The organism is Vreelandella lionensis, assembly GCF_044543515.1.
GTDB lineage: Bacteria > Pseudomonadota > Gammaproteobacteria > Pseudomonadales > Halomonadaceae > Vreelandella > Vreelandella lionensis.
Genome location: NZ_JBITWC010000023.1, coordinates 43,247 through 61,236, shown reverse-complemented (window position 1 = coordinate 61,236; position 17,990 = coordinate 43,247). Strand labels below are relative to the sequence as shown.

15 protein-coding genes are annotated in these 17,990 nt (G+C 56.2%); 12 read left to right on the top strand and 3 right to left on the bottom strand.

Translation table 11 applies throughout. The annotated features are described in order from the left end of the window. Positions 1 to 29 precede the first annotated feature (29 nt). The 5 genes from ACIGG6_RS14395 to ACIGG6_RS14375 all read left to right on the top strand — a co-directional run bounded on the left by ACIGG6_RS14395 (position 30) and on the right by ACIGG6_RS14375 (position 4,517). Positions 30 to 1,286: a DEAD/DEAH box helicase gene (locus tag ACIGG6_RS14395; RefSeq protein ID WP_253504791.1), complete on the top strand. Its 1,257-nt coding sequence runs from the start codon at positions 30 to 32 to the stop codon at positions 1,284 to 1,286. A 76-nt stretch (positions 1,287 to 1,362) separates the two neighbouring features. After that, complete coding sequence (locus tag ACIGG6_RS14390; RefSeq protein ID WP_083026494.1) at positions 1,363 to 1,863, top strand: hypothetical protein; 501 nt, start codon at positions 1,363 to 1,365, stop codon at positions 1,861 to 1,863. A 10-nt stretch (positions 1,864 to 1,873) separates the two neighbouring features. Next, entirely contained in the window at positions 1,874 to 3,076 is a 1,203-nt protein-coding gene (locus ACIGG6_RS14385; RefSeq protein ID WP_044628274.1) for an MFS transporter, read from the top strand. A 30-nt stretch (positions 3,077 to 3,106) separates the two neighbouring features. After that, on the top strand, positions 3,107 to 4,177 hold the full coding sequence (locus ACIGG6_RS14380) for an asparaginase (RefSeq protein ID WP_399845288.1): 1,071 nt from the start codon (positions 3,107 to 3,109) through the stop codon (positions 4,175 to 4,177). 100 nt (positions 4,178 to 4,277) lie between these two features. Next, a complete protein-coding gene (locus tag ACIGG6_RS14375) occupies positions 4,278 to 4,517 on the top strand; it encodes a DUF2789 domain-containing protein (RefSeq protein ID WP_399845286.1) in 240 nt (79 codons plus the stop codon). Between the two features lie 34 nt (positions 4,518 to 4,551). Here the strand turns inward: ACIGG6_RS14375 and ACIGG6_RS14370 are convergent, their stop codons facing one another. Beyond that, positions 4,552 to 4,968, bottom strand: coding sequence for an SRPBCC family protein (locus ACIGG6_RS14370; RefSeq protein ID WP_289099567.1), 417 nt, complete (start codon positions 4,966 to 4,968; stop codon positions 4,552 to 4,554). A gap of 203 nt (positions 4,969 to 5,171) precedes the next feature. On the opposite strand from ACIGG6_RS14370, the gene queC reads away from it, so the two are divergent. From queC to ACIGG6_RS14350, 4 genes are read left to right on the top strand one after another with little or no spacing between them, the layout of a single operon-like run. Then, positions 5,172 to 5,882, top strand: coding sequence for a 7-cyano-7-deazaguanine synthase QueC (gene queC, locus ACIGG6_RS14365; protein WP_399845283.1), 711 nt, complete (start codon positions 5,172 to 5,174; stop codon positions 5,880 to 5,882). Next, entirely contained in the window at positions 5,882 to 6,544 is a 663-nt protein-coding gene (gene queE / locus ACIGG6_RS14360) for a 7-carboxy-7-deazaguanine synthase (protein ID WP_399845281.1), read from the top strand. Before queC ends, queE begins: the two co-directional genes overlap by 1 nt. Then, a complete protein-coding gene (locus tag ACIGG6_RS14355; RefSeq protein WP_399845280.1) occupies positions 6,544 to 7,377 on the top strand; it encodes a 6-carboxytetrahydropterin synthase in 834 nt (277 codons plus the stop codon). Before queE ends, ACIGG6_RS14355 begins: the two co-directional genes overlap by 1 nt. Then, positions 7,374 to 7,655 carry a YkgJ family cysteine cluster protein gene (locus ACIGG6_RS14350; RefSeq protein WP_083026486.1) on the top strand — a complete coding sequence of 94 codons (282 nt, stop codon included), beginning with the start codon at positions 7,374 to 7,376 and terminating at the stop codon, positions 7,653 to 7,655. The genes ACIGG6_RS14355 and ACIGG6_RS14350 overlap by 4 nt, the downstream gene beginning before the upstream one ends. A gap of 4 nt (positions 7,656 to 7,659) precedes the next feature. On the opposite strand, the gene ACIGG6_RS14345 is transcribed toward ACIGG6_RS14350, so the two are convergent. Both ACIGG6_RS14345 and miaE read right to left on the bottom strand, forming a co-directional pair. After that, the gene (locus ACIGG6_RS14345) at positions 7,660 to 11,565 is read right to left on the bottom strand and encodes an AAA family ATPase (protein ID WP_399845279.1); all 3,906 of its coding nucleotides are present in this window, start codon (positions 11,563 to 11,565) and stop codon (positions 7,660 to 7,662) included. A 29-nt stretch (positions 11,566 to 11,594) separates the two neighbouring features. Further along, positions 11,595 to 12,251: a tRNA-(ms[2]io[6]A)-hydroxylase gene (miaE, locus tag ACIGG6_RS14340; protein WP_054640852.1), complete on the bottom strand. Its 657-nt coding sequence runs from the start codon at positions 12,249 to 12,251 to the stop codon at positions 11,595 to 11,597. 524 nt (positions 12,252 to 12,775) lie between these two features. Here miaE and acnB point away from each other — a divergent pair. The 3 genes from acnB to ACIGG6_RS14325 all read left to right on the top strand — a co-directional run bounded on the left by acnB (position 12,776) and on the right by ACIGG6_RS14325 (position 17,975). Beyond that, complete coding sequence (acnB, locus tag ACIGG6_RS14335) at positions 12,776 to 15,379, top strand: bifunctional aconitate hydratase 2/2-methylisocitrate dehydratase (protein ID WP_253504199.1); 2,604 nt, start codon at positions 12,776 to 12,778, stop codon at positions 15,377 to 15,379. Positions 15,380 to 15,530: 151 nt separating this feature from the next. Then, positions 15,531 to 16,025, top strand: a complete 495-nt coding sequence (gene rraA, locus ACIGG6_RS14330; protein ID WP_399845278.1) for a ribonuclease E activity regulator RraA — start codon at positions 15,531 to 15,533, stop codon at positions 16,023 to 16,025. Positions 16,026 to 16,031: 6 nt separating this feature from the next. Further along, entirely contained in the window at positions 16,032 to 17,975 is a 1,944-nt protein-coding gene (locus ACIGG6_RS14325; RefSeq protein ID WP_399845276.1) for a glycerophosphodiester phosphodiesterase family protein, read from the top strand. The last annotated feature ends 15 nt before the right edge of the window (positions 17,976 to 17,990 follow it).

The following is a 17,990-nucleotide window of genomic DNA, read 5'->3' as shown; positions in this document are numbered from 1 at the left end:
GCCGATTGCTATGCGATTGCGGAGAACGCATGAGTTTTTCTGATCTTGGTCTGCATGACGATTTATTGCGCGCGGTAACTGCGCAGGGCTATACACAGCCTACGCCTATTCAACAACAGGCCATCCCCGTCGTTCTTGAAGGTCGCGACCTTCTTGCCAGCGCACAAACCGGTACAGGCAAAACCGCTGGCTTTACGCTACCGATGCTACAGCGTTTGGCAAATGGCAAACGCCCTGGCAAACGCCAGGTTCGCGCACTGGTCCTCACACCCACCCGCGAACTAGCTGCACAAGTGGGGGAAAGCGTGGCTGCTTATGGACAGCACCTTTCACTACGTTCACACATTATTTTTGGTGGCGTGGGCCAGCAGCCCCAAGTCGACGCTTTAAGAGCCGGACTGGACGTTCTAGTAGCCACCCCTGGGCGCTTGCTTGATTTGCACCAGCAAGGGCATGTCGACCTCTCCGCTATTGAAATTCTGGTGTTAGATGAAGCCGACCGCATGCTAGACATGGGCTTTATCCACGATATCAAACGGCTATTGCGTCTGGTGCCGAAACAGCGCCAAAATCTGCTGTTTTCTGCCACTTTCTCTAACGAGATCCAAACGCTGGCCCAGCAACTGCTGAATAACCCTGCCCTCATCGAAGTGGCTCCGCGCAACACCACGGCAGAAAAAATTGAGCAGGCCATCTACCGCGTTGATCGCGACAAAAAACGCGATCTATTGGCCCACCTGATCCAGCGCCACAACTGGTTCCAGGTGCTGGTGTTTACCCGCACCAAGCATGGCGCTAACCGGCTAGCTGAACAGCTCTCCAAGCAGGATATTCCCGCGATGGCGATCCATGGCAACAAAAGCCAAGGGGCACGTACTCGGGCGCTGGGTGCTTTCAAGAGCGGCGACCTACAAGTGCTGGTAGCCACCGATATTGCGGCACGCGGGCTAGATATTAATGAACTTCCCCACGTGGTGAATTTCGATCTGCCCAACGTGGCTGAAGACTATGTCCACCGTATTGGGCGCACGGGGCGCGCGGGTAGCAATGGCGAAGCAGTGTCTTTGGTGTGTGTCGATGAACACGGCCTACTCAAAAACATTGAGCGCCTGATTAATCAAACGCTGCCGAAGCATATTGAGCCAGGCTTTGAGCCAGACCCCAATGCCAAGCCAGAACCGATCGAGAATGGCCGCCGCGGTCAGCGCCAGCCAAGGGCTAACCGCAAGCCTGACAGCCAAGCTGCCAATGCTGGTGGCGAGCGCCGCCGTCGCACTCGCCGGTAGCCCGAACGCCCGGAATATGCGAAGGTAGCGCCTCGCTTATTCCGGCGTTTTTGCTGAATTAATTCATGGAGTGATTATGGCGTCTTCACAACTCATGGCAGATTATCGCCAATGGCTGACTTTTCAGCGTCAGGAGCAACTCAGCCGCGAGCATCAAGGTATTTCTCAGCGCCTAGAGGACGCCCGTGCCTCAGCTAATCAGGTCTTGCAGGCCTATCGCAGCATGGCTGAAAAAGCCTCAAACGAAGGTGCCTGTTATCGCACTCTGTTTTTACGCGAACGCGATAACGCCTCACTCCCCTGTGAAGGTTGGTTATTTGTACGGCGCGTACTGAGCGAAGGCAACAGCACCCGCGTTCGGGTCACACTATTGGAAACTTTTACCCTAGAAGATGGCATCATCGCGCCAGGTGATAAACCGGCAAGCAAGCTAACGCTGGAAATTTACGACAAGCTTGATATCAATAAAGGCATGCGTACCCAGGTACGTGTTGATTGCTTGGATACCACGCAAGATTATCACTTCATCACCTTGCTAGATGCGGTGCGAGGCGACCTTCGCCCCTACTTAAAATAAGCGCCGCTTCATGATCTCACGCCACGCTTGCCGATTCATTTTGCTGATGTTTATGGTGGGGCTAAATTTACGCCCTGCCATGTCCTCGGTCGCCCCCCTGCTAAGTCGGCTGCAAGAAAATGCGGGGCTTTCCGCCTCAGCGGCGGGCTTGCTAACCACGCTCCCCGTTCTTTTTCTTGGCTTAACCGCCCCCTTGGCACCAATGATTGGCAACCGTATAGGGAGTGAGCGTGCACTTAGTGCCGCATTACTCCTGCTGGCCAGCGGCTTGCTGTTACGGGTTCTGCCTTTTCCTGGATTGCTTTATCTAGGTACCGCCATGGCCGGTAGTGCTATTGGCTTGGCGGGCACGCTGTTACCCGCGCTAGTCAAGCGTGAGCTGCCTCAAAATGCGGATTTGCTCACCGGGCTCTACACCATGGCACTCTGCTTGGGGGGCGCTCTAGGCGCTGGGCTCAGCGTGCCGTTAATGCAGTGGCTGGGCAACTGGCAAGCCAGCCTAGTCAGTTGGTCACTGCTCGCACTGGCTACACTCATCGTATGGATCAGCTATGCGCCATCTCCTGCGCCAAAACCAACGCTTAACCTGCCCACCGGCATCCCCCTCGTGTCGCTACTCAGGCAGCCGCTAACCTGGCAGGTGATGCTCTTTATGGGCATTCAATCTTCCATGGCATATATCGTTTTCGGCTGGCTGCCAACTCTTCTGATTGAGCGCGGATACAGCGAGGCAACCGCTGGCTGGACGATGGCCGTTTCCATTATGTGCCAACTGGTCTCAGCACTGAGTGCGCCTTGGATTGCGCGATTGCATCACGACCAGCGCCCGGCCCTGCTGTTGGTACTGGTATGTACCGCCTTAGGGCTTGTCATGTTGTTAGCCGCTCCGTTGGCATGGCGATGGCCCGGTGCCGTGTTGCTGGGGCTTGGGCAAGGCGGAAGTTTTAGCCTTGCATTAAGCTTATTGGTACTGCGAACCGCGAACGAACGCCTTGCAGGCCAGCTTTCTGGCTTGGTGCAAGGGGGCGGCTATACCCTGGCCGCATTGGGGCCCTTTGGGGTTGGTCTGATGCTCCAAGCCGGTGCTACCACGCAGCATATTGCTTGGCTACTGATTGGATTGATCGGCGTTTGCTGCGGCTTTGCGTTCTTTGCGGGACGCAAACGGCAGCTTGATGACCAAAGCGGCCAACTACAGGTATATCACCGCTAACCACTTCTTAGCTTTCAACAGGATACAGCGATGAACCAGGCTCCTCTCCTTGCAGATGCTCAAAGCAGCCAAGAGCGGTTGCTTGTGATTTACACCGGCGGCACGATCGGTATGCAGCCTCAGTCTAACGGGCTTTCACCTGCCGGTGATTTTCCTGAACGCTTGGCCAGCGCACTGAGCCAGCTGCCGTTGCGGGACCAACAAATGCTCCCTGCTTATGATGTCATCAGCTACTCACCTCTGATTGATTCCAGCGCGGCGACCCCACTGACATGGCAGCAGTTAGCCGCCGACATCGCCGAGCGCTTTACGGAGCATCGTGGTTTTGTGGTGATTCACGGTACCGACACGCTAAGTTGGACCGCCGCTAGCTTAGCCTACCAATTGCAGGGCTTAGATAGGCCTGTGGTGTTGACGGGTGCCATGGCTCCCCTAGAGACTCCTAACAGCGATGCCTTACAAAATCTCTACGGCGCCCTACGATTTGCTGCCCATCCCGAACTACAGGAAGTGGCCATTTATTTTGCCAACCGCCTGCTCAGAGGCACGCGCGCCATCAAACAGCACAGCGAGGCTGTCGAGGCGTTTTCATCACCCAGCTACCCACTGCTGGGCGAGCGCATCGGCGACGACTTTATTCTGTTCCCCAGCCGCGGCTTGTCTTACCAGCAGCGCGGGGCTCCGCGCTTTGAGCTGGTGGACTACCAGCCTTTCGCCAATGGCGAGGTGGTTCGCATTACCCTATGGCCTGGCATAGCGCCCTGGCAATTAGAGGCGTGGCTTAGCCATCCAAACGTGAAAGGCGCGCTGCTACAGCTATGGGGCGCAGGCAATTTACCGGATAACCCCGCGCTACTAGAGGTGATTGCCAAGGCGAGCGGAGAAGGCAAACTCATCGCCGCCATCAGCCAATGCCCACAAGGGCGTGTACATATGGGGGCTTATGCAGCAGGGCACGGTCTCACCGATGCTGGGGTGTTATCCGGCGATGACATGACGCCCGAGGCCGCCTACACCAAACTGGTGCATGTGCTAGCGCAACCAATTTCATTAGAGGATCAGAGGCGACGATTTTTAACGACGCTAGTGGGCGAACGTTAAATGATCTAGCCAGTACTACACTGGCATAGTGGTTTATTCCCGCTATGGTTAAACAATGTCCTTAACGTGTATTAACCACCCACTGGATAGGAAGCCACTTATGGATCAACCGGTACATTACTTTAGCGAACTATTTGAGCAGTTAGGGTTACGCTCGGATGCTGAATCCATCGAACGCTTTATTCAGCGGCACTCACCGCTGCCCAAGGAGATGCCGCTGGCAGACGCCCCCTGCTGGAATGAGGGCCAAGCTGATTTTCTAAAAGAAGCCGTGCAGGAAGACGCCGATTGGGCAGAAGTGGTCGATCATCTTGACGCCTCCATGCACAAACCTGTCTAACACCGCTCTCTTCAGCGCCGCCTATGGGCGGCGCTCAGCCATTTAAGCGCGCTTCAACACGCTCAAGAATTTGCCGACTGACCTTTCCCACTAATGGTTTCGCCGCTTTGTTTACCGCTTTTTCCATTAAACGGTTGCGGATATCATACTGCAGAGTCAGTGCTACTTCCGTCCCCTCAGGCACTTCGCGCAGCTGATAGCGACCCTGATTTTTCACCCCCTCCAACGACTCCCAAGCCAAGACATGGGGTGGCTCAATCTCAGTAACAGCAACATCAAATGCCCAATCCATCCCCACTGCTCTCACATGCCAGCGGTAACGGTTTTCACCCAAGCTGTCGATGGAATGGATAAGATCGGAATAATCGGCAAAATCCTCCACGCGGCGCAGAAGATCAAACACTCGCTCCGGAGACGCTTTGATGATTTCGCTATGTTCTATAGTGGCCATAAGTTGTTCCTTAACGGCTAGAACCAGTAGCTTAACATGGCAGTCAGCCACCCACACACCGAATGAGAAACGCCCAATGCGCGGCGGGTGCTGGTCAGATTAATCGCTATTGCGTAAACTGCCGCCCTTCCGGACCGGACCCCGGAACACTGTCTTGCCCAAGTGGCAAGTACGCATAAATTCTCCGACTATGAGCAACTTGTATGTCATTTATCGTCACACCAGACGCTAACGCGTCAGCCACCGTCGTGATTTACTCAGGCGGCATGGACTCCTTTACTGTGTTACACCGCGCTATTCGCGAAGGGCTTAACGTTCACGCTCTCTCTTTCGACTATGGCCAGCGTCATCGTCGGGAGCTCGATACCGCCCGCCAAGTGTGCGAATCGCTGGGCATCCCCCATCAAGTCGTTGATATTCGCGCGATTCACGGCTTGATTGATAACTCAGCGCTAACCAATAGCGCTATCGACATGCCCACCGGCGACTATGATGCTGACAATCTCAGCACCACGGTGGTGCCCAATCGCAATATGATTCTACTGTCACTGGCGATTGCCAAAGCGGTCAACATTGGCGCTGCGCGCGTCGATTATGGCGCTCACGGCGGCGATCACATCCTATATCCCGACTGCCGCCCCGAGTTTGTGGAAGCCATGAACCACGTAGCTGGCATTGCCAACTTTGAGCCTGTTGCGCTGCATGCCCCTTACCTGCATGCCAGCAAGGCGGATATTTTGCGCGACGGGCTGAGCATGGGCTTGGACTATCGTCACACGTGGACCTGCTATGAGGGCCGCGAGCTTGCCTGCGGCCAGTGCGGTAGTTGTCGCGAGCGGTTGGCCGCCTTTGCGGCTAATCACAGCGTCGATCCTCTCGACTACGCCATCGACACTTCACAGGTGGCGCACTGATGTATCACGTTAAAGAAGCCTTCTACACCTTACAGGGTGAAGGCGCCCAGGCAGGTCGTGCCAGCGTGTTCTGCCGTTTTACAGGCTGCAATCTTTGGTCAGGCCGGGAAATAGATCGAGCGAACGCACAATGTACCTTTTGCGACACCGACTTTAACGGTACCGACGGAGTTAATGGCGGCCGGTTTAACACAGCCCAGGCGCTGGCAGAACACATCAAAGCGCTGTGGCCTCAGGAAGCTAACAACGCCGTGCCATACGTGGTATTTACCGGCGGCGAACCGCTGCTACAGCTCGATACCGAGCTCATTGCCACGCTGCATAGCGAAGGCTTCGAAGTGGCAGTGGAAACCAACGGTACGGTGCCCGCTCCTGCGGGCATTGACTGGCTCTGCGTTAGCCCTAAGGCTAGCAACCCGCTAGCGATCACCCAAGGCGATGAGTTGAAACTGGTTTTCCCCCAGGCCGATGCGCCACCGGAGCAGTTTTCTCACCTCGCCTTTAGTCACTTCTTTTTACAGCCGATGGATCTCAGTGCCGTCGCTCAAAAGAGTATTGCCACCGACGGCGCGGCGACCGTTCAGGCCACCACTGCGTACTGCATGGCCAACCCACAGTGGCGGCTGTCACTGCAAACGCACAAAATCGCAGGATTTGAGTAATGGCGCTATTTGTTAACCACCTGACCCATATCGATGTCTCTCTTTGGTGCCCCACGAAAGGGTTGGTTGGCTGTAGCTGGCAAGTGGATGCTCAACTAGAGGGTGAACTAGGCGAGGACGGAATGCTGTTCGACTTCGGTGAAGTAAAGCCGTGGATCAAACGCACCCTGGATAGCGGACTGGACCACACCCTACTGGTGCCCACCCAAGCACCCGGTGTTGAGGTCAGCGAATGCGATGAAGGGCTCTGCATTCGCACCACCACGCCCTACGTGATGGAAGTTCGTGGACCGACAGAGGCATTTACCCTGCTTCCCTGGGCATCGATCACTCTAGAACGGGTGACTCAGCACCTCAGCGCCCAACTCACCGAGCAGCGGCCAGCCAATGTTGAACGCGTGACGCTCACGCTAAGCGATGAGCTTATCAATGGTGCTGCCTATGGCTATAGCCATGGATTAAAACGTCATTCGGGTAACTGCCAGCGCATTGCCCACGGGCATCGCTCTCGCCTGCATATCTTCCAGGAACAACAGCGACAGCCGCAGTTGGAACAGCAATGGGGAGCGTGGCTGGATAATCGTTATCTTTTGGAAGAGGCAGATATAGCAGAGCATAGCGAGTCACAGCTCACCTGCCGCTATGAAGCAGCCCAAGGCAGCTTCTCAATCACCTTGCCATCTGAGCGCTGTAGCGTGCTGCCAAAGCCCACGACGGTAGAAAATATTGCCCTCTGGCTGGCCGATCAGATCGCCAAGCAAACGGGGACCGCCACTCACGTACACGCCTTTGAAGGAATCGACAAAGGCGCGACGGCACAAGCGAGCCCATGAGCGAGTTGATCACCAGTGACAGCAGCGCCACATGCCGAGCAGGCTGCGGCGCTTGTTGTATAGCTCCGTCTATTACATCGCCGATACCCGGAATGCCCGAGGGCAAACCGGCGGGGGTGCGCTGCGTTCAACTCGACGCCAACAACTTATGCATGCTGTTTGGCAGCCCGCTGCGCCCGATGGTGTGCGGGCAGTTCGATTATGACCCCACCGTGTGTGGCGAGCACCGCGATGAGGCGCTCGCCACGCTGTCGTGGCTAGAAGAGAGCACTCGCTGAACGTTTAAGCCTCGTTTTCAACACTCAGCGAGTGGGGCAAACGGCGATCCAGTAGGCTAACCCAGCGCACCAGCACCGGCGCATCGCTGTGGCTAACCTCGCTCAACAGGCGACGGAACGCCTCTTTTGCCTGCTGATCATTGGGTGAAATCCGCGTAAGCCAAAGCTCCAAGGCCGCTAACTCTTGATGGCGGTTGCCATGTTCCCGTGACTGCACAATCGCCATTTCGGCAAGCGCCTTTACTTCACTGGCCGGGTGCCCCAGCAAGTCACGCACTCTGGCCAGTTGAGTCGCCAACTCGGGCAAAAAGAGCGTGGTGCGCTCTCGGGCAATCACCAAACACTGATCCAGATACTCCTCGGCGGCCTTTAACTCGCCAAGTTCAATACAGGCATCTGAGTACCAAAGGACGGGGCGCTGGAAACGATCTCGCCCATTCAGCTCAGCCATCTGGTCCAGACTATCTCTTAATTGGACTAAACCAGCGTGATCCCCCGCCATGGCCCTCTGCCAACCCAACACACCTTGGGCGGAGATTTGCCACAGCTGAAGGTCCGGCGTGCCCGTCATGGCGGCCGCGCGCTCAGCATGGCGTGCCGCAAGATGCACATGCCCTAATTGGCGATAGAGCGCTGCGGCAAACATTAACGCCATGGCAAGCGTTCCCGGGTGACCAATTTTCTCAGCAAGACGGATGGCCGACGAGACGTGACGCTCGGCGCGCTGATAGTCGCCACGTAAACAGAGTGCCCAGCCCTGGAAGCAGGCAGCTGTCACTTGCGGGTGATCCGAGAAGGGCAGCCACTCGATCATCATTTGCGCATTGAGCGGGTCGATTTCATCCAGGTGGTCATGGGCCTGCTGAATTCGTCCGGCCCAGTACTCACAGTGCGCCCGGGCATAGTCGGCCAAACGGCGATAGCGCGGGTCTTCCAGACGCTCGGCAATATCCGCCAAGGTAGAGGCAAGTGCAAACGCATCGGCATGGGCGTAGCGCTGGCTGCGGCCTACCCACAGCCCCCACTTGACTAGGAAAATTTGTTCTAAATCTTCCGGGTCGTCCGGCGAATCACCACCGGATTGACGCAGCAGCTCCCGGGCGCGCACAAAGCTTTCGTGGGCAGTGGGCGAGCCATGGCCTTCCAGCGCAAACGCTGCCTGCCCACGCACGGTAAGTAGGCTGACCTCACGTTCCACTTCATGGTCAACGTGGCGCAAACTGGCCAAACCGAAGTCGGCCATCCGCAGCGCCGTACGGTTCGCGCTCACCTTCAGCGCTTCACGGGCAGACAGTTCGAAATAGCGCGCGCCTCGAGCGTAGTGGCCGCTGCGGCGCAGATGGGTGGCGAAATCCCCCGGATGGCGGCTGATCCACACAGGGAAACGCTCTTCAATCAGCGTAACGACCTGCTGGTGCAGCTTGACCCGTACATCCCGGGGGCAGGAGAAATAAGCCGCTTCTTGTAGTAGCTGATGGCTAAACTGGTACTCGTGCTCGCCGCTCTCTTTATCAACCGGCTCAATAATTTCCAGCAGGCGCATATGCTCTACGGCTTGAGAAATCCGCGCTTTATCCCAGCCGCTGCATTCAGCCAGGAAGTCGAGGCGGAAGCGTTTGCCCAGCACCGCCGCAATATGGGCAATTTCCCGATCCCCTTCCAGCTGATCGATACGGCTGGCCAGCAGGCCAAGCAGCCCTTTGGGCAACTCATCGAACTGGACGCTGCGCCCTTCGCGACGGTCCATATCCAGACGACGGCATATCTCCTGCATGTAGAGTGGCACGCCGTCGCATCGCTCAATAATCTGATTACGCAGCCGAGGGCTCAAATGCATTCGATAACGGCGCGATAGCTGGGAGAGCAGCCGAGACGACTGCAGCGCATCGAGCTTGCCGAGGGTAATTTGCTGATCCCAATGCAGCTTCACTGGTAGCGCTTCACGACCGTGATGACTGGCCACCAGCATGAAGGCCGTATTGATGGGCAGACGAGCTTGTAAACCGGCCAATACTTTGAAGGAGGGTTCGTCCAACCACTGTAGATCATCAACCATCAAGACGAGAGTCTGGGTGCCAGCGCGCTGGTCGATCAGACGGTGCAGCAGTTTCACGACCAACTCTACCGCTTCCCCGCTTTGGGTAAGCTGAGTAATTTCCTGAACGTCCCTAACCCCCAGCGCCTCTTCCAACAGCTGTTGGCGAGCATCGTCTAGCGCTGTATCACCCAACGATGCCTGCAACTCATGCAATGCTTCTTGAGTAGGCGTGGCGCCTAGATGCCACGCCAAGAGAGAACGGGCCACCCCGTAAGGCTCTAACACCGACAAGCGTGTGGTTGGCTGCCAACAGATAGCGGCATCGCGGCTAAGTTCAAGCTGACGAAAACCAACCATCAGCGCCGATTTTCCCATGCCTGAGGCACCCCGCACCAAGACACTTTGCCTTAAGCCGATACCCGCTCTTGCCAGCGCATCACGCAGCGTACGCAGTGACGTTTCGCGGCCGACCAGACTAGGCGGCAGCGCATCCCGGCCGCCTTCATTCTGGCCTAACACCAGCGCCCGCAAGCGCACTCGACCATCGCTTGCCACCAAGCGCGACACCAACCGCGGCTGCAGGTCCAGTGCCGGGGGCATGTGCTGGCTGGCTTCTTGAGAAATCACTAGTTCACTACCTTCAGCAGCGCCCATTAGCTCAAGGGAGACCTGGGTGACTTGGCCAAGCGGGTCAGCCAACTGGCGTTCAGGCAGATAGACCACACGGCCGCTATGTAACCCAGCCGCCAGCTCAAACGAAGGCACTTCCCCTTCCCCACTCCAATGGCGCTGAGTTTCCTGCGGCAGCGCTTGGCGGCAGTGTTCATAGAGCGCTACCAGCTCGGCAAGCTGATGCGCAGGGCCGTGGGTGCCGAAACACGCCAGTCCCAAACCGCCGGTGGCCCCTGGCAGCCAGAAGCCACCTAAGTGATGGCACTGCTGTTCTAGCCAGCGCAATAGTTCCAGCTGAAGCGCTAGACAGTTACGAGTTGCCGCCCGGTCTTGCCAGTCGCCTTTCAGACGTAAGCGAATCGCCATAACCGACAGTTGGCGAAGCTCAATCTCATCTTCACGCAGCGGCTTGCTATCGGCTGCCAGTGCACGAGAAAAAGCGCCCTGGGGCGACATGGCTCGCGGGTCGTGGTGGCCGTCCGACCAGTAGCTGGCCAACTGTAAGAAACTGGGCTCCGGCTGCTGGCCCGACAGCGCGAGCAACTGCAAATAGCTGTTGTACTGCTCATGAGCAGCGGCCATTTGATTTTTTTCGGCCAGTTGACGCACCAAACGTTCATGGAAAGGCCCATAGCCTGAAAAGCGGCTCACCAGGCCTTCCAGCATGTCGTCTGGCGTTTCGTCGTGAGCCTCAAGCACTTGCTCGGCAAACCGGATCACCCGCTGACGCCACTCATTGCGCACCTGCACTAGCCAGCGCTGAAATTCGCTGCAACTTGCCAACTGCAACTCTTCAATTAGATCGCCTTGGTAGCATGACATCACCTCCTCAAGGGTTTCTAAATCCTTGGGGCCTTCTAGCAACTGCTGCAGGTCATGTAGATCTACCTGCCAGTGGGCAGGTAAATGAAAGGCGATAGTCTGTCGCGATACGTTCAATACCTGATCGGCGTTATCACCCATGGACTGACGCAGGCAGTGCAACGCGTGGCGCAAGTTGGTACGACCTGACGAAAGCCCCTGGTCTGGCCAGAGCAGCTCAGCCAGTGCCGCACGATTGACCGGCTGGCGATGCAACAAAAGATACACCAACAGGGCCTTAACTTTGTCGTAACTGAAATGAGTGAGTACATCCTCCCCCTGGGTTAAGGAGAAGTGACCAAACAAGGTCAGCTGGTCTGTCTGTTGAGCATCGCGCATGATACACATCCTGCCTGACTAGCAGCGGCTTAGGCGGGCACGCCGCTATGGAAACGAAACGCCGTATCCGGAGTCGTCATCAGCTCCGCTTCACGTGCGACAAAGAAGGCAATACGGTCATCAATCGGCTCAGCGGTCTGTTGACGCGCCAACAGCAGATAATCTTCAAAATGGCGCCCTTCTGACTTCACCAGCGTGCGGTAGAACTTCGCCAGTTCTTCGTCTAAGTAAGGGATAAGGCGGGCAAAGCGCTCACAGCTTCGTGCCTCAATTAATGCGCCAATAATCAGTACATCGATTAAGCGCTCAGGATCGTTACTGCGTAAATGTTTGCGCAGCCCCTCGGCATAGCGCGAGGCAGTGAGGTGATGATAGGCCACCCCACGCTTTTCCATCAGGCCCACCACTTGTTCAAAGTGCAGCAGCTCTTCGCGGGCAAGCTGAGACATTTTGCTTAATAAAAGCGGTTGATCGACATAGCGGTAAAGCAGGCTCATCGCGGTGGAAGCCGCCTTCTTCTCACACTGCGCATGGTCAATCAGCAGCGTTTCAGGATTGGCAAGCGCCCACTGCAACCACGCATCAGGCGTTGGGCAGGCAAGAAACTGATGCAGACTTTCTGGTAGCAAATCATCCGCTGAAAGGGAGTGATCTGCTGTTTTTAGTGCCATTAGTTGTATAGACATAATACCGCTACCGAGCGTTTATCTCACTATTGTATAACATATAAACGCCGTTGGCGTTTGTTCCCTAGCTATCCGAAGGCCACTTATTTAATGGCGCCTCAATTCTCATATAGCATATTTCTAATATATAAGCTCAGCTTATTTGGCGCTCCACACACCGCCTAAACCACTTCACTACGTTACTTAATAACGAATTAATCGTATGCCTATGGTAACGCGGCATCACAATAATCACACCCGCGCTTACCTCAAAACACCCCTGCTGGTAAAAAACTTTCAGATTTTGGGCACATTAACTAAAAAAGCCGCAAGAAAGGAGCTCAATATCAGCGCCTCAACATAAAGTACAAGCAGGCACTTAGCTTGGCTTCTTAACATTGTCGACAGTTTCCCGTAGAATCCCGCTCATCCACCAGACGCTGTTTGTCAAGCGTATGTCACGTGTCCGAACACCTCACCCACCGTGCTAGTAGTCGTTCGGCACCACTGATTCATCACTACTAAGAAGATGAGAGGGCCCCAACGTGCTTGAAGCTTACCGCCAACATGTCGAGGAACGCGCCGCAGAGGGCGTCCCACCTAAGCCCCTAACCGCCGAGCAAGTCGCCGCCTTAATTGAGCTGCTCAAAGCGCCCCCGGCGGGTGAAGAGGAATTCATCCTTGACCTGATCACCAACCGCGTTCCGCCCGGTGTTGATGAGGCCGCCTACGTAAAAGCGGGCTTTTTGACCGCGATTGCTAAAGGGGAAGCCACCTCTCCATTAATTGATAAAATTCACGCCGTTAAACTGCTAGGCACCATGCAAGGCGGTTACAACATCGTCTCTATGGTGGAGCTGCTGGATAACGAAGAGCTGGCCCGTGAAGCTGGCGAGCAGTTAAAGCACACCCTACTGATGTTTGATGCCTTCCACGATGTGGAAGAGCGTGCCAAAAAAGGCAATGCCGTCGCCAAAGACGTCATTCAATCCTGGGCAGATGCCGAGTGGTTCCTCTCCAAGCCAGCTCTGGAAGAGAAAATCACCCTGACCGTTTTCAAGGTGCCCGGCGAAACCAATACCGACGATCTCTCTCCAGCTCCGGATGCTTGGTCACGCCCCGACATTCCGCTGCATGCTAACGCGATGCTCAAAAACGAGCGCGAAGGCATTGAGCCTGAAGTACAAGGCACCACTGGCCCGCTCAAGCAGATCGAAGACGTCAAAGCCAAAGGCTTCCCGGTTGCCTACGTAGGTGACGTAGTAGGTACCGGCTCTTCACGCAAGTCAGCCACTAACTCCGTGCTATGGTTCTTTGGTGACGACATTCCTTACGTCCCGAACAAGCGCGCTGGCGGCTTCTGTTTCGGCGGTAAAATCGCGCCTATCTTCTTCAATACCATGGAAGATTCCGGTGCACTGCCGGTAGAAATGGACGTTTCCAAGCTGGAAATGGGCGACGTCATTGACGTTTATCCCTACGAAGGCAAAGTGTGCAAGCACGGCACCGATGAAGTGTTGAGCACTTTCGAACTGAAAACTCAGCTGATTCTTGACGAAGTGCGCGCCGGCGGCCGTATTCCGTTGATCATCGGTCGTGGCCTGACCGGCAAAGCACGCGAGTCACTGGGCTTAGCACCTTCTGACGTATTCCGCCTGCCCGACCAGCCTGTCGATACCGGCAAAGGCTTCACCCTGGCGCAAAAGATGGTCGGCAAGGCCTGCGGCATGGATGGCGTACGCCCCGGCATGTATTGCGAGCCGAAGATGACCACTGTGGGCTCGCAAGATACCACTGGTCCGATGACCCGTGACGAACTGAAAGACTTGGCTTGCCTAGGTTTCCAGGCAGACTTGGTCATGCAGTCGTTCTGCCACACGGCGGCATATCCGAAGCCAGTAGATGTGGACACTCACCACACCCTGCCGGACTTCATCATGAACCGTGGCGGCGTTTCGCTGCGCCCCGGCGACGGCATCATCCATAGCTGGTTGAACCGCATGCTGCTGCCGGACACCGTAGGTACTGGCGGTGACTCCCACACCCGCTTCCCGCTGGGTATTTCGTTCCCTGCGGGTTCTGGCCTGGTAGCCTTCGCCGCTGCTACGGGCGTCATGCCGCTGGACATGCCGGAGTCCGTTCTGGTGCGCTTCAAAGGCAAGCGCCAGCCGGGCGTCACATTGCGCGACCTGGTTCACGCCATTCCGCTGTACGCGATTAAGCAAGGTCTGCTGACTGTCGAGAAATCCGGCAAGAAAAACGCCTTCTCTGGTCGCGTGCTGGAAATCGAAGGCCTGGAAGACCTCACCGTTGAGCAGGCATTTGAGCTTTCCGACGCGTCCGCTGAGCGTAGCGCCGCTGGCTGTACTATTACGCTGTCTGAAGAGAGCGTGACCGAGTACCTGAAATCCAACATCACACTGCTGAAGTGGATGATTGCCAACGGTTACGGTGACGAGCGCACCATCAGCCGTCGTATCGAAGGTATGGAAGCATGGCTGGCTGATCCGAGCCTGATGCGTGCTGATAAAGACGCCGAGTACGCCGAAGTCATCGAGATCGACCTCTCTGACATTAAAGAACCGGTTCTTTGCGCCCCGAACGACCCGGATGACGCCCGCTTACTGTCTGATGTTGCCGGTGAGAAAATCGACGAGGTGTTTATCGGTTCGTGCATGACCAACATTGGTCACTTCCGCGCGGCAGGTAAATTGCTCGAAAAACAGCCTGCGGGCAGCCTGAAAACCCGCTTGTGGCTTGCGCCACCGACCAAAATGGATCAGCACCAGCTGACCGAAGAGGGTTACTACGGCATCTATGGCCGTGCAGGCGCCCGCATGGAAATGCCGGGATGTTCACTGTGTATGGGTAACCAAGCACGCGTTGCAGCGAAAAGCACCGTGGTGTCCACGTCTACACGTAACTTCCCGAACCGTCTGGGCGATGGTGCAAATGTTTACCTCGCCTCGGCAGAGCTAGCAGCGGTTGCTGCTGTAGAAGGTCGTCTGCCGACCGTTGATGAGTATCAGCGTTACATGGGTGAGTTTGACGCCATGGCAGGCGAGATCTATCGTTACATGAACTTCCACGAAATCGAGGAGTATCAAAAAATCGCCTCGAACGTGATTCCGGTAGCCCAAGAGGCTTAATCGCCAGTGGCACCGACCCATCGCCGATGCTCGCAACATCGCAGCCAGGGTAACCCCTCGCTGAGCCGATGACAGAACGCCCCTTCCTTTCGAGGTTGGGGCGTTTTTTATAACGCTGTGAACCATAGTGCCGTAAACATAGGAGTAAACGATGACAACGACAACCCAAGTGGTCACCCCCGATCTGTGCGACGCTTACCCCGACGTAGAGGTGCTAGAGCCCCTCTTTGCTAACTTCGGCGGTGTCGACAGCTTTTATGGCCCAATTCGCACGGTAAAGTGCTTCGAAGATAACTCAATGGTCAAACAGGCTGTGGCGGAGCCTGGCGAAGGTGCCGTACTGGTTGTGGATGCCGGCGGCTCTCATCGCTGCGCGATGTTAGGCGATATGCTGGCAGAGCAGGCAGCGCAAAATGGTTGGGCAGGCGTATTGATGTACGGTTGCGTGAGAGATGTCGACATTTTGGCCACGCTTCCTTTAGGCGTGCAGGCACTCGGCAGCCACCCGCGTAAAAGCGAAAAGCGCGGCGAAGGCCAGCGGGATATCGCCGTAACGTTTGCGGGCGTTACGTTCAGAGTTGGCCAGTGGCTGTATGCTGATAATAACGGCATTATCATCGCCGAGCAGCCCTTAAAGCTCTCCTAATCCCGCTTGCCAGGGGTGGCAGTTAGTGCCACCCTGATGCTTCACTCTGACACTTTTGTGACCATGCAGCCGCTCACTCAATTAGGCGACGCTCTTCTTCGCACTCTCCGGGATCACCTCCGTCCGCTCATAGCTTATCACTTGCTATTTACCTTGCTGGCCTCTGCCTTATTGGTACCGGCCATTGCCTGGGTATCGCAACGCTTTTTGGCACAGCTAAACCGCACTGTAGTCACCACGGATGCACTGTTAGCGCTGCTCTTTAGCCCACTAGGGTTATTGGTCATGCTGGTGGGCCTTGGTTTTACGTTTTTACTCATTTACTGGCAGCAGGCTGGCATGTTGCAAGTGGCTGTCCGGTCAAAAGACAACCACTACCGGCTGGCGTTCGAGGCACTCTGGCTGAGCACACGACGGCTTCCCGCTCTGACGGTACTGGTGATTCTTCAGGTCGGTGCCCACCTGTTGCTGCTTGCCCCCTTTATGATGGCCCTCGCTTGGTTACACGATCTATGGCTTAGCGGTATCGACCCTTACTATCTACAGCGCATTCGCCCTCCTGTGCTGTGGTACTTTTTAGCTTGCGCGACACCGTTGGTGGTTATCTGGATGATCTTAGCAGCGTGGCTGTATCTGCGCTGGCTGCTGGCACTGCCACTAGTGTCGCTGGAATCTTGCTCACCGTATCAAGCACTCAAGCGAAGCGTTTATTTAACCCGTGGCTGGCACTTCTCTATTGGGGTGGCTGTGCTCACCCTGCTACTGATTATTATTAGCTTACCCATTGCTACCACGTGGCTGTTTGACACGGTGGTCACGCCCTTATTGTGGTGGCTACCAGAGCACAACGCGGTGCTGATTCCAGCGATGCTGGCCTATTTAACCGGCTATGTGCTGGTAACGCTCACCATCACTTTCCTCGGTATTGCTACTAACGCTCTGCTGTCCGCCTGCCTCTATTTACAGCTGGCCCATCATGAACCACGCCCTGCGCCGCCTTCCCACGATGCGCACCCTGGACGCATGGCATGGGCGATTGAACTTAGCGTGCTGCTGCTCGCTGGGCTACAGGCGTGGTGGATTCTTAACAGTTTTGAGATTCGCGATAACGTGGCCATCATCGCCCATCGCGGAAGCTCCATGGTGGCACCGGAAAACACCCTTGCTGCCGTGTCTCAAGCGCTGGAGGATGGCGCTGACGCCGTAGAGCTGGATGTTCGCCTGAGCGCCGATAATCAGGTCATGCTCTATCACGACCGAACGCTCGCCCGCCTCACCAGTGATCCTCGAGAATTTGGCGACCTTACCCGTAGCGAACTCAGCGAGTTTGATGTGGGTAGTTGGTTTGGCGACGCCTTTCAAGGGGAGCGCATAGCGGGGCTGGATGAAGCGTTGGCCACCGTCCGCGGGCGCGCATCGCTGATGATCGATATGAAAGCCCTGCCGGGACAAGAAGAGAGACTGGCACAAGCAGTCATCGATGCACTGGGGCAGGAAAGCGACATACGCTATCGCTGCTGGGCCACCCAGCACGAAGCACTAACAGCCGTGACGGCCTGCGGCTTTCCTAACGCGCTGATGGATATGCGTATGGCGACCATGTCGCCTGCACTGGTGCGTTACATCAAGCACCAGGCCCCGGAGCTGCGTGTCACTCTGCTAGCACAGCTCATTCTTCCAGGCACCCTAGACCGACGCCAATTTGATGCATTAGGCCTTCGTCATAACCGCATTAGCGCCCAAGAGGTGAGCCTGGCGGCGCTTTTCGGTTACGAGATTCATGCCTGGACGGTCAACGATCGGGCGCGCATGTCGGCGCTGATTGACCTCGGCGTTGATGCCATCATTACCGATTATCCTGATCGCTTGCACGCCTTAACAGAAGACCGCCGTGCGCTAAGCGACGGCGGTCTTATGTTGGTCAAGCTACGCAACTGGTTACGTCAGTAACAGTCGGGGCGTCGT

Coding starts and splice junctions, on each gene's coding strand:
- queC (WP_399845283.1), top strand. CDS start 5,172: ATGTCATTTATCGTCACACCAGACGCTAACGCGTCAGCCACCGTCGTG.
- ACIGG6_RS14350 (WP_083026486.1), top strand. CDS start 7,374: ATGAGCGAGTTGATCACCAGTGACAGCAGCGCCACATGCCGAGCAGGC.
- miaE (WP_054640852.1), bottom strand. CDS start 12,251: ATGTCTATACAACTAATGGCACTAAAAACAGCAGATCACTCCCTTTCA.
- ACIGG6_RS14370 (WP_289099567.1), bottom strand. CDS start 4,968: ATGGCCACTATAGAACATAGCGAAATCATCAAAGCGTCTCCGGAGCGA.
- ACIGG6_RS14345 (WP_399845279.1), bottom strand. CDS start 11,565: ATGCGCGATGCTCAACAGACAGACCAGCTGACCTTGTTTGGTCACTTC.
- rraA (WP_399845278.1), top strand. CDS start 15,531: ATGACAACGACAACCCAAGTGGTCACCCCCGATCTGTGCGACGCTTAC.
- ACIGG6_RS14395 (WP_253504791.1), top strand. CDS start 30: ATGAGTTTTTCTGATCTTGGTCTGCATGACGATTTATTGCGCGCGGTA.
- ACIGG6_RS14355 (WP_399845280.1), top strand. CDS start 6,544: ATGGCGCTATTTGTTAACCACCTGACCCATATCGATGTCTCTCTTTGG.
- ACIGG6_RS14380 (WP_399845288.1), top strand. CDS start 3,107: ATGAACCAGGCTCCTCTCCTTGCAGATGCTCAAAGCAGCCAAGAGCGG.
- ACIGG6_RS14375 (WP_399845286.1), top strand. CDS start 4,278: ATGGATCAACCGGTACATTACTTTAGCGAACTATTTGAGCAGTTAGGG.
- ACIGG6_RS14385 (WP_044628274.1), top strand. CDS start 1,874: ATGATCTCACGCCACGCTTGCCGATTCATTTTGCTGATGTTTATGGTG.
- ACIGG6_RS14390 (WP_083026494.1), top strand. CDS start 1,363: ATGGCGTCTTCACAACTCATGGCAGATTATCGCCAATGGCTGACTTTT.
- queE (WP_399845281.1), top strand. CDS start 5,882: ATGTATCACGTTAAAGAAGCCTTCTACACCTTACAGGGTGAAGGCGCC.